Annotated in this window: 9 protein-coding genes and 1 other annotated feature; of the genes, 1 reads left to right on the top strand and 8 read right to left on the bottom strand. The window is 37.0% G+C overall.

Annotation, left to right across the window (positions count from 1 at the left end; translation table 11 throughout):
- Window positions 1-5 precede the first annotated feature (5 nt).
- From RGB74_RS06225 to RGB74_RS06205, 5 genes are all read right to left on the bottom strand, one after another.
- Window positions 6-599, bottom strand: coding sequence for a Maf family protein (locus RGB74_RS06225; RefSeq protein WP_310762127.1), 594 nt, complete (start codon window positions 597-599; stop codon window positions 6-8).
- A gap of 229 nt (window positions 600-828) precedes the next feature.
- Complete coding sequence (locus RGB74_RS06220) at window positions 829-1839, bottom strand: hypothetical protein (protein ID WP_310762126.1); 1011 nt, start codon at window positions 1837-1839, stop codon at window positions 829-831.
- A 369-nt stretch (window positions 1840-2208) separates the two neighbouring features.
- The gene (locus RGB74_RS06215; protein ID WP_310762125.1) at window positions 2209-3915 is read right to left on the bottom strand and encodes a sensor domain-containing diguanylate cyclase; all 1707 of its coding nucleotides are present in this window, start codon (window positions 3913-3915) and stop codon (window positions 2209-2211) included.
- Between the two features lie 123 nt (window positions 3916-4038).
- Window positions 4039-5334 carry a bifunctional folylpolyglutamate synthase/dihydrofolate synthase gene (locus RGB74_RS06210; RefSeq protein WP_310762124.1) on the bottom strand — a complete coding sequence of 432 codons (1296 nt, stop codon included), beginning with the start codon at window positions 5332-5334 and terminating at the stop codon, window positions 4039-4041.
- Between the two features lie 81 nt (window positions 5335-5415).
- Window positions 5416-8064, bottom strand: coding sequence for a valine--tRNA ligase (locus RGB74_RS06205; RefSeq protein WP_310762123.1), 2649 nt, complete (start codon window positions 8062-8064; stop codon window positions 5416-5418).
- A gap of 51 nt (window positions 8065-8115) precedes the next feature.
- Window positions 8116-8342, bottom strand: a binding site (T-box leader).
- 168 nt (window positions 8343-8510) lie between these two features.
- Between RGB74_RS06205 and RGB74_RS06200 the strand changes: the two genes are divergently transcribed.
- Window positions 8511-8705: a hypothetical protein gene (locus tag RGB74_RS06200; protein WP_310762122.1), complete on the top strand. Its 195-nt coding sequence runs from the start codon at window positions 8511-8513 to the stop codon at window positions 8703-8705.
- Window positions 8706-8732: 27 nt separating this feature from the next.
- Here the strand turns inward: RGB74_RS06200 and ysxE are convergent, their stop codons facing one another.
- Genes ysxE through RGB74_RS06185 form a run of 3 tightly spaced genes read right to left on the bottom strand, consistent with a single transcriptional unit; the run spans window position 8733 to window position 12187 of the window.
- Window positions 8733-9797, bottom strand: coding sequence for a spore coat protein YsxE (ysxE, locus tag RGB74_RS06195; RefSeq protein ID WP_310762121.1), 1065 nt, complete (start codon window positions 9795-9797; stop codon window positions 8733-8735).
- A complete protein-coding gene (locus RGB74_RS06190; protein WP_310762120.1) occupies window positions 9794-10705 on the bottom strand; it encodes a hypothetical protein in 912 nt (303 codons plus the stop codon). The genes ysxE and RGB74_RS06190 overlap by 4 nt, the downstream gene beginning before the upstream one ends.
- A gap of 15 nt (window positions 10706-10720) precedes the next feature.
- A complete protein-coding gene (locus RGB74_RS06185; RefSeq protein ID WP_310762119.1) occupies window positions 10721-12187 on the bottom strand; it encodes a LysM peptidoglycan-binding domain-containing protein in 1467 nt (488 codons plus the stop codon).
- Between the last annotated feature and the right edge of the window lie 49 nt (window positions 12188-12236).

Genomic DNA, 12236 nt, shown 5'->3' with positions numbered 1-12236 from the left:
CTCCCTCAATTTTCAGTCTTCGTGACTGACCCGGTGAAAGAAAATCCGAAATCCTGCAGTACTCTAACCACTTTCGAAATCGGCAACCCTACAACATTAAAGTAATCTCCATCCAACTTTTCTACGAGCAAAGACCCTGAACCTTGTATGCCATAACTTCCCGCTTTATCGAATGGTTCATTTGTTCCGATATACCATGAGATTATTTCCTCATCTAGCGTATAGAACGTTACACTTGTTTTAACTGAAAATAGCTGCTTTTGGTTTTTGTCCATAATACAAACACCTGTATAAACTTCATGTGTTTGCCCAGACAGCAAGTTTAGCATTTGAACTGCTTCTTCTTTATTCTGAGGTTTCCCAAGTCGGTTGTTTTGAAAAGACACAATCGTATCAGCACCCAAGATGACATGGTTCGGGTGAGATTGGAAGACATCGGCAGCTTTTTGTTCAGCGAGTGATTCTACCAGCCGACTAGGAGAAAGAGTTAAATCCATTTTTTCTTCAAGTGTACTTGGATAGATTTCAAATGGAAGAAGCGTTAATGACAGAAGTTCAGATCTTCGAGGTGAAGAAGAGGCTAAAATGAGGTGTTTCATGTAATCACCTTTCAATTCATTCATTGATGTTTGTACAGTTTCACAATAACAAACTTGTAAAAAATAGACAAACTGCGTCAAAAACTTACTTCTATTAGTTTTTCGGCATAATACTGGTTTTTATGTGGGCAAATAAAAAGAAACAATGACTCATTTTGACAAATTTCTCGAAATCCATTCAAATTAAAAAAGTGCAAAGAACGTTTTTCTTCTCTGCACTTTCGTTTTTTTATTTCAGCGTATTCAGCAGCTTTTGATAAGATTGAAAGCTATCCATTGCTTTTTGCTGGAATGCCCAATTCATTTCACCCTTTTTACCTTCTTTCAGTGCCAAAAATGCCCCTTCTAATTGCTTTTCATAATCAGAAGCAGCTTTTGAAGTTTCTTTTCCAAAATTTTCTTTCTGGCTTTTCCCGTGTTCTTTCCATTTGTTAAATTCTTCTAGCGTACGAGCCATCATTGATTCATTATTTTTTGGCATTTGAGAAAGCGTTAAAACATTTTGAAGAAGGATATTACCGTTCGTAAAATAAGTAGCATCCACACCCTCAGGAGATTTTAACTCTTTAAAAGCAAAAGAAAATGTTTTATATAATGGTTTTTCTTCCGTTTTCTTTTCATAATCTGTTTTAAACTCTTCTAATTGACTTTTTTTATTTCCAATTCCGATCAATACAGAGTACTTCCCTTCATCGATCGGTAGAATACTTGCAGAAAATCCTTTCTCTTCTATAGACTCTACTGCATCCTCTGCTGTTTTTGCAGAAGAAAACACCCCTGCTTGCAAGGCAGATAATTCTAGCTTTATTGCAGGCATTTCCGCCATTTTATTTGTGGATTTTGCAGGTTCAGCTTTTTGTACTTCTGCTGGCATCGCCTTGCTTGTGCCTGCCTCTGTAACATCTGTTGAAAATACCATCAGGACGAGTATCCCTAATGCTGTTCCCGTTACAACTGCCGCCATTATTGCTGCTATTATCTGTTTCGAAAATGGATTGCTATTATTTTGAAAAGTGAAACCTGGTTTTTTCCGATTAATAAGGGTCTTTTTTTTCTTATTAAATAGGATGTCTTTTTTTCTTAAAGGAACACTTAACACTTTATAGTCCTCAATGGCTGCTTCTTCTAACGCTGCTGCCACTTCTTCCTTTTCCAGATTTAATACTGTTTTTTCATCACTAATACTCTGCTTATATGTTTGTTCCTTACCATTTATCAGAATCGATATCTCTTGTTTCATTTAAATCCTCTCCTCTCTAGCATCTACTAAATTTTATGCTTTTTTATTTTTAATAGAACTAGAAAAACGGTTTAAAATGAAGGCTGTTTTCGTATTCATTGCTGCTTTTGAAAGTAGTTGATTTCCGTTTCAGCTGCTCGCTTTCCGCAGGGCAGCCGTTGAGCCACATTCGTAGTCTAACACCTTCCACTTCAACCAAAAGTCTTAGAAGAAAATAAAATAAGATTAAAAAGCAACAATCTTTTAGAAATGAGCCAAAATGAAACATATGTGATATAAAAATGCTGTTTTCTTCAAGAATTAAAACAACAACCTTAAAAAAACAGCCAAACAAAAAGACCTCGAATGGTAAATTCGAGATCTTGATTTTTAGCCTGTATATGCCGCAACCTTATTTCGGCCTTGCTGTTTTGCGCCCGTATACATGGCACGATCTGCATTTCTGATCAGTGTCAACGGATCTTCTCCTTGATGGGGAGCAGTAGCAATTCCAATACTTGCTGTTATGTAAATATGATGTCTAAGCTTGTCAGTTAAGTCATTGTTAACCTCAAAAGCTGTATCTGAAATAAAGAAACGAAGCTGTTCTGCTATATCAAAACAGTCTTTTTCATTAGCTTCTGGCAGAAGTATGATAAATTCTTCACCGCCATACCTGGCAACAGTTCCTCTATTCCCCATAAATTCTTCCAGTCTCTTAGCAAGAAGAATGAGCACTTCATTCCCGCTTTGGTGACCATAGGAGTCATTAACTGATTTAAAATGATCAATATCAAGCAGTATGACCGAGAAAGGCTTTTTAAAATATTCACGGCGATTATACATACTTGTTAACAAATCCTCAAAAAAGCGATAATTATATAATCCAGTTAATGAACATTGTTCACTTTTTAATTTTGTAGATTCATAGTTTCTGGCATTATCAATCGCTACAGCTAAATAGTTAGCCAGAATCTCTAAAATAATAAGGTGATGTTTTTGGTAGGAACGTTTATTTTTAGAAGCAAATGTAATGATTCCTACAATTTTTTGATTGCGTATCATAGGCACAGAAACAACAGATTCAGCTTTTCCTTGAAAAAAAAGTTCAGATATTTTGAACCACGACTTAATCGAATTATACTGAATGCTATTTCCGGTTGACCAAACTCTTCCGCTGATCGCTTCGTGCTTTCTTATTGGGACAGCAGTGAGGATTCCTTCTTCACTCTCGTATTTCCGAATAATTTGTAAATGTTCTCCTGAATCTGCATCATATATAAAAGCGAAATCAACAGGCATAAAGGCAATTAATTTTTCAATAAAGATATCTAGTATATCGTTCACTTTTAAATGTTCTGATAGCTGCTGTCCAATCTCACTTGCCTTTTGAAGGGAATCATTAATCTGTTTACTCGAATGAAAAAGATTAATAATGATAGAAAGTGATAGGAACGGCAGTCCAACATAAAAAATGGCGGGCTGTCCCATTTGTGAATAAAGCAGATACAACATTAATCCAACCGGTAAAACAAGTACTTCTGATAATAAATCCCACCATAAATCACGATCAAAGAATGCACATTTTTGTTCATAAAGGATAGTGCGCATAAAATAAACAGATATATGATTTAGTGCAATACTAATAACGAAATAGCCGATGATAGGCACTAAATGAATGGAACCGTCTTTAGGAAAAGGTCCCGTTTCTCCGCCCAGCATATAAAAAACACTGGCTGCAATAATCGTAATCCATGCAAACATTAAGGTGTTTGCGAGTACTCTAAAATATTCCTTAATCCAGTTTATTTTCATGCCAATAAACATAGCTAATGTACCCAGTAAAGTTACAATCAATTCAGCAACCAATCCGTAGTAAAGAAATACAGCTAATGTAATCCCTTGCATCAATGAAATGGTAGTATCTAAAACTCTTAAAGGAAACAAGGAAACGATAACAACTAAAAATGTAATAAGAGCAAGATCGACTAAATTTAACGCCGTTTGATTAGCATCCATGTGATTGGCAGACCAAAAAGCTAATGGAAACAGCAATACCCATGCAAATATTAAATATATTTGTTTTCTTGCTTTCATTTCCTTCATGTCTCCTTTCCTTAAAATAGAGTTGTTCTCAACGGTATGTGAATCTTTTTTACTAGTACAAAACTATTATCTTTTTATTTTATCAAAAGTTCAAAAAATTACAATAAATGTTATTCAGATTTTTGAAAATGTTTTTCTTACTTCGGAAATAAAATAAAGAGATCCAGTTATTATCAATACATCTTCATCTTTAAGATGTACTTTTGCTTCTGATAGAGCTTCCTTCCAAGGTTCGATTGCTTGGGCATTTTGAAACGGACTTTCAGCCAAAAGCATCTCGGCAGAAGCCGCTCTAGGAAAATCAAAACTAGTGAAATAGGCTCCCTTTACAATATCTTCTAGCTCTTTCATCATCGTCTTATATTCTTTATCATGTAAGGCAGCAAATAAGAGATAAATGTTTTTATTTGTATAATGCTGCTGTAAGGTTTGTCTAAGAGCCTGTATTCCTTGCAGATTATGTGCACCGTCTAATATTATATCGGGCGAACACGCTGCTTTTTCAAATCTTCCAGCCCAAAAAGCTTTCATAATCCCATCTTTTATTTGATCATAAGTAAAATGATACATATTTTCCTGGCTCAAAAATTCAACAGCAGCCAAAGCAAGCCCAGCATTTTTTACTTGGTGATGACCCTTCATACTGATTTCAAGTTCAAGCTTATTTCCTCGCATGCCATGAAATACGAACTTTTCTCCGCTCAATAAACTTCCCTTATGTTCAGATGAGAAATCGATTCCAGCAAAGAATGACTCAGCGTTCATGTCTTTTGCCTTTTTCTTTATTACTTTTACTGCAAGATCCTGATCGACTGTTGAAATAACAGGAACTTCCTCTTTAATAATCCCTGCTTTTTGAAAAGCTATTTCTTCCAGTGTGTCACCTAAAATGCCCATATGATCAAAACCTATATTTGTTATTAGACTTAAGATTGGCGTTATAACGTTAGTAGAGTCATACAACCCGCCTAAACCAACTTCATAGATGACGATGTCTGGCTTTTTTTCTGCAAAATACAGCAAGGATATCACGGTAATGACTTCAAATTCTGTGGGACTTCCTAATGAGGTTTGAGAAACTTCCTCTACAAGGGGTTTTAATAATCTAGCAAAACGTAATAACTCATCTTCTTCAATCGGATTTCCATCCATTGAAATTCTCTCGTTAAACGAGATCAAATATGGTGAAGTAAATGTACCAGCACTGTAACCGGCTGTATTGAACATACTTCGTAAATAAGCAACTGTTGAGCCTTTGCCATTTGTACCTGCAACATGTATGCACTTTAATTTATTTTCTGGGTTGCCTGTTCTTTCAAGTAGCCATTCCACTCTTTTCAAACCGGGTTTAATACCAAATTTTAATAAACTATGAATCCATGTCAACGCTTCGTTATATGATTTCAACATCTTTCCGCCTTTCCTTGTGTAAAGAGTGCAAAAAGAAGCGAACACTGCTATTAAAGGATCCGCCTCCAATGTTGTTTAAAATCAGCTTTGAAGTTCTTTAATTCGTGCTAGAACGTTATCCATTTTTTCTTGATAGTCATTTTGTTTTGCACGTTCTTCAGCAATAACTTTTTCAGGAGCTTTTTTCATAAAGCCTTCATTGCTTAACTTTTTCTGTACACGCTCTACTTCTTTCGCGTACTTTTCTGCTTCTTTTTCAAGTCGCTTAATCTCTTCATCGATATTTAATAAGCCTTCAAGCGGAAGGTACATTTCTAAGCCTGTTAAAACAGTACTCATGCTTTTTTCCGGGGCAGAGATCTCATCCGAGATTAAAAGTTCACTCGGATTACAGAAACGAATCAAATAGTGACGGTTCTTTTCTAAAGCATTGAGAATTTCTTTATTTTTAGGTTTGATCTGCAGTTCAATCGGCTTACTTGGTGCAACGTTCATTTCAGATCGTGTATTACGAACAGAACGAATCACTTCTGTCACTAACGCAAATTCTTTTGCAGCTTCCGGGAAATGCAAGTCATCTTTTTTCACCGGCCATGAAGCGATCGTGATTGATTCCCCTTCATGAGGAAGATGCTGCCAGATTTCTTCTGTAATAAATGGCATGAAAGGATGAAGCATTCTTAATGTTTGATCAAGTACGTAAGCGAGTACTGAACGCGTTGTTTTCTTTGCACCTTCATCTTCGCCGTATAAAGGAAGTTTCGCCATTTCAATATACCAGTCACACAAGTCATCCCAAATAAAGTTATAAAGGAGGCGGCCAACTTCGCCAAACTCATATGCATCAATTAATCGAGTAATATCTTCAACCGTCTCATTCAGGCGGGTTAGAATCCATTGATCAGCTAGTGATTTTTCACCGCTTAAATCGATTTCTTCATATTTCATGCCATCCATGTTCATTAGCGCAAAACGAGATGCATTCCATATTTTATTGGCGAAATTCCAAGTAGATTCAACCTTCTCCCAGTAAAAGCGAAGATCGTTTCCTGGTGAACTTCCAGTAGATAAGAAAAACCGTAATGCATCTGCTCCGTATTTTTCTATCACATCCATAGGATCGACACCATTTCCTAGAGACTTACTCATCTTTCGACCATCTGAATCACGAACAAGGCCGTGGATCAAAACATCATTAAACGGCTTCTGGTTAGTAAACTCAAGTGATTGGAAGATCATTCTTGAAACCCAGAATGTAATAATATCGTACCCTGTTACAAGTACGCTGCCAGGGAAGTAGCGTTTGAAGTCTTCTGATTTTTCATCAGGCCAGCCCATTGTAGAAAATGGCCAAAGAGCCGAAGAAAACCAAGTATCTAATACATCTATATCCTGCTCCCAATTTTCAGGGTCATTAGGTTCTGTCTTGCCAACATATATTTCACCTGTTTCTTTATGATGCCAAGCTGGAATACGGTGACCCCACCATAGCTGGCGGGAAATACACCAGTCGCGAATATTTTCGATCCAGCGCATATATGTGTTTTCAAACCGATCTGGAACAAAATTAACTTTATCTTCACCTTTTTGAAGTTTAATCGCTTCTTCTGCTAAAGGTTTCATCTTAATAAACCATTGTGTAGAAAGGTATGGCTCAACAACTGCACCGCTTCTTTCAGAGTGTCCTACTGAATGCAAATGCTCTTCGATCTTGAACAGTACACCTTGCTCCTGAAGATCTTTAACGATTTGTTTACGGCATTCAAAACGATCCATGCCTTGGTATGCACCCGCATTTTCGTTCATCTTTCCGCCTTCATCCATAACCAAGATACGTTCAAGATTGTGTCTGTTTCCGATTTCAAAATCATTAGGATCGTGAGCAGGTGTAATCTTTACAGCTCCTGAACCAAATTCCTTGTCAACATAATCATCGCCAACGATTTCAATCTCACGTCCAACGATCGGCAAAATTGCTTTTTTTCCGATTAGATGCTGATAGCGCTCATCTTTAGGATGAACAGCGATCGCAGTGTCCCCAAGCATTGTTTCTGGACGAGTAGTCGCTACTTCAATAACACCAGAACCATCGGCAAGCGGGTATTTCATATGATAAAAAGCACCTTGAACATCTTGATGGATAACTTCAATATCAGAAAGAGCTGTTTTGGTTTGTGGATCCCAGTTGATTATATATTCCCCGCGATAGATCAAACCTTTTTCGTATAGTGATACAAACACTTCATTAACCGCTTCAGACAGACCCTCATCTAATGTAAAACGTTCTCGTGAGTAATCTAATCCGAGACCAAGTTTTGACCACTGCTGACGAATAAAATCAGCATATTCTTCCTTCCATTCCCAAGATTTTTCAAGGAACTTCTCACGGCCGAGATCATAGCGTGAAACACCTTCCTCACGAAGCTTTCCTTCTACCTTTGCTTGAGTGGCTATACCAGCATGGTCCATTCCAGGAAGCCACAAAACATCATATCCTTGCATTCTTTTAGTACGCGTTAAAATATCTTGAAGCGTTGTATCCCATGCATGACCTAAGTGCAGTTTTCCTGTTACGTTAGGCGGCGGGATTACAATCGTATACGGCTGCTTATCTTTTTCCCCTTTCGCCTCAAAAAACTTTCCTTTTACCCAGAAATCATAACGATTTTCTTCGGTTGCTTTTGGGTCGTATTTAGTAGGCATTGTTAGTTCTTTTTGTTCGTTTGTCATTTCTTTCTCCTCCTTCAATTATTTAGAAAAACAAAAAAGCCCTTACGTCTTATAAAGGACGAAAGGACTTTCCGCGGTACCACCTTAATTTACAGAAAAACACAAATAGGCTTTCTGTACACTTCATTTATAACGGTTGGACCGTCTTCTTCTACTCATCGTTCAAAGAAGATGCTCAAGGGCGACTTCCAAACAACAATCCTTAAGGAATCTTTCAGCTAATGATCCCTCTCTCTAAAAGGCGTCGAAATTGTACTATTCCCTATCTACGCAACAATATGGATTCTGACTATATTTTATACAACATGTATATTTCTCGTCAATAGCATAACCGTTTCTTGTAAAAGTTATTCTATGTACGTACATCAAAAAGCGTTAGCCCGTCTTTTCACGAACACCAGTCATCGCGCATAAACTAAAAAAAATAGGAAGGGGAGGGCTTCTTATTGTCACGTAGATACTTTCGGAAAGCCCGCTTTCCAGGCTGGTTCTTCACTATAAAAAATGCCATTGCACAGCTCACTGTACCGCTGATTATCTTTCAATCTATACGTACATTGCTGTTTCCTTCAGGGATCGATTTTTTTATCTTATTGATTATTGTTGCCTTACATTTTTGTTTTACCTATGAAATTTTATGATGAACAAGAAAGATCACATATAAAATTCTATATGTGATCTTCATCATTTATATGAATTTTAGTTGGTGCATTACCTATTTCCAATGGCGGTGGAGGAGCTTGCATGATCAATTCGCAAAAATCGCGGATATTTTTCATCGCTCGTATTCTTTTTTCCAGCCTGTGAACCAATTCTATTTGAGAAAATTGGTTCCGTTTATAATAATAAAGATCAACCGCATTGAAAACCGGTTCAGGATAAGATAAATAACTAATGAATAATCCTCGCTCTTCATTCAATAGAGGAACATGCTTTTCATAAATATCCAATAATTGCTTTCCATGTTCCTTTGTCCATTCACGCTGGTGAACGGCTCTTCTAAAATAAACGGCTAAATCTCTAACTGGCGTATCTAGTACGGCTTTTTCAAAATTTAACAGGTGACCTTCACCTGTTGGATTAAAAATCAAGTGATTTCTTGATACCTTACCATGACATAGCACACTTCTATATCTTTTTTCGCGCTGGCAAGTATCATACCATTCTTTTAATCTTCGCTTTGCTTCTTCTGTCATCCTCATAATCTGGTGAAAATGACTTAAATACGTTAATTCAAAAGGAGACATATACACTTTTTGTTCTGCTTCCTCTGTAAATCTCTCCATTTCAAATTGTCTGTTTTCCCATCTATTCATTAAAAATTGAAAAGAATGCTCTACTACCTCATTAGAAAATTCTTGTTCTTTTAGTGTTAATGCATGTATTTTCCCAATTTGATCTAAAAGAACTTCCTCTTTTCCTTTTTCGTTCCTATCGTCTGATGCGAACCACGGCATTAAATAATACGTTTTTGATCCAAGCTGGACCGTATAATCTCCAAATTTAGTCGGATATAATGGAACAACTTGATGAAAGCCGATTTCGGATAAACGTTGGATTACATGGGTGAACCAGTTTCGTTCTTCTTCGCTCATTTCAGCTTCTTTAAGTGCAAAAGTACCCCTTTTCGTTATGACCTTCATTACTTTTCCATGCCGTTCTAGTTTTTCAGGAAACAGATCATAATGAAAAAGGACGGGCCCGTAATTTAATGTTTCTCTTTCCGTTGTCATAGGGCCACCTTCCTTCTGGTATCTTCATACCACTCGGTTACTGTTTTGAGTAATAATCGGTTATCTTCCCATAATTTTTCATATTTGTTCATTCCATCGACCATTTTTTCTAAAGAACTGTTATCCAAAAAATTAATGCAATCTTTCAGCTCCCATGGCATAGTTATTTCAGCTAACAACAGCAAACCCTGGTCATCACTTAAGGAAAACACGGAATGAATCTCATCGAGCAGCATCTTCATAGACAAAGGAGATGTTTGCAAAAGCCACTCTAACATGAAATTACGAATTGGCAAATAACCTCTAATCGGTTTGGAATCACCACCTTCATAGAATAAAAAGTGAAAGATTCTTTTTCCATTTATAATACTAATCTCTTTTTCTAAAATTGGTCTTGGTGTCCGAACTGTCTTTTTGTATAGAACTTCAGCAAAATGAATACGTTTTTTAGCTTCAGCAATACTAATGTTTAAACTATGGAAATTCCCTTCGGCATAAAGTTCTAGCTTTTCCAGACATTTTTCATAATCCAAAGCTGGTTCTCCATCAATAGTACAAGGGACATTTTCGTATTTGATCGAAGCAGCTAGCAAATGCCCTATAAATTGTCCCCATCTGCCTACCTCCTCACAGCCGAACGGAATGTCTGCAGTATCATGAAGAGTAACCCAATGTTTTCCATCAAATACTGCATTTCCTCCGTCTCGTGTGCGGATCATGCGATCAGGCACGGCGCTAGAGCCTTTTGAAGACTCATCACGCCATTTAACATGCCATTCTAACAATTGTTCCTCAGACCAATAGCGAAGCCGCTTATCCCCAAAATCAGTAAAGATCACATGAGGTTCTTCTTTCCACCTTACACCATATAATTCATACTCATTTTCCAGGAGGTTAATGATCCCCATAGTTACACCCCATTTTTAACGTGAACTGACAGGGATATAAATAATTTGTCCTTCACATAATTCTTCTTGTTGAATCTTATTCATACGCATGAGTGTATTTAATGAAATATCATATCTCTCACAAATATGCTCCAGTGAATCACCGCGCTGCAAAATATACATTTTCATTCTTGAGAAATTATCATCATTCCCCGATAACATTTTGGTTAAATATAAAGCATTCTCATTCCTAGGTTCTTCCTCCCGGTTATTTGCTGAGACTGCTTCGTATTGTGCTGATTCATATTGTTCGGAGTCTTGTTCATATTCTTCTGTGTGTTCATCATACACGTATTGATTATGATGATTCTCATCTGTCTGATGGAAATTCTGTTCTTCATAAGCAGATTCTTCTTGATATTCCTGTTCCCCATATGACGGTTCATTGTATGGTCTCTGTACATAATTTTGCGGATTATAACCCGTATAAGAGTTCGATTGCGGATGATAAACTTGATTATATTGAGGTTCTTGAGCTTGCTGCTCTGGATAAGGTTCATATCCGTTTGTTTGATACTGGTATGGATTTTGATAAGAAGGATAGGAATGTTCAGGCTGTTCATTTGAATGTTCATAACTTTCATACTGATCGTGCTGCAAACTTTCTTCATCTCGTGGCTGTTCTGAATATTCATCCACTAATTCATATGCTGCATCTGCACCTGCATCTTCATCATCGTCGTCTGTGTTTCTTACATCTTCATTAGAAAAGGCAATCGATTTTAATGTATCAAATGTTGCATCCATAGTTGTGTCGTCAGTGGCTTCAAATTGAGGTTTAAATTCAAAAGCAGTTTTCTTTTCAGCGCGTACTTCCAATATTTCTTTTTCAAAATTTGATTTAAGTTCATTCTGCTGATTAGAATTCATAGGTGTCTGCCTCGCTTCAAATTGAAAAGGTGTAAAAATGTCAGACTTCTCTTCTGGATGAACTGCACGAATTTCTGCTTCTTCCGGGTGAAAATGATTAAAACTGAACTCTTCATTAGGTTGATTATCTTGACGTTGTTTTTCATCTTTTATTCCATAAATACAAATTGATGCTGAAATCTCGATGCAAGTTGAATTTGGAAGCTCATATTCAAAGGACTCCACTTCAACTTTTACCTGGCTGGAATCTTCTACTCGGTAAGAAGGAATCGTAATGTCCACAGGGAAGCGATGTACTAGTTCCGTTACCCCGTCACCTGAAACATTTAACTGTGTAAGAGAACGGTATGAAGCACCATCTGAAAACGGATGATCACCTGTTTGATTATCATCTTTGTTTTCTGTACAATATTTCCCGCAAAGAATAAGAGCTCCCTTGATACAAACCTGATTGGCTTCTTCGGTTATACTAATCTCTGGATCTAATGACATCGACAAGACTTCAGCTACTTCCTGTCCTTTCTTAAGCCAAACAGACTCCTCAATGGAGAAACGCAGCTTCGATTGACTCATGCCCTTCTCCTCCTTTCAAATGCATATAGTTATACAATATAGGTGTATG

Source organism: Bacillus sp. NEB1478 (assembly GCF_031582965.1).
In the GTDB taxonomy this organism is placed as follows: Bacteria; Bacillota; Bacilli; order Bacillales; family Fictibacillaceae; genus Fictibacillus.
This window is presented reverse-complemented; position numbering and strand designations above follow the sequence as displayed.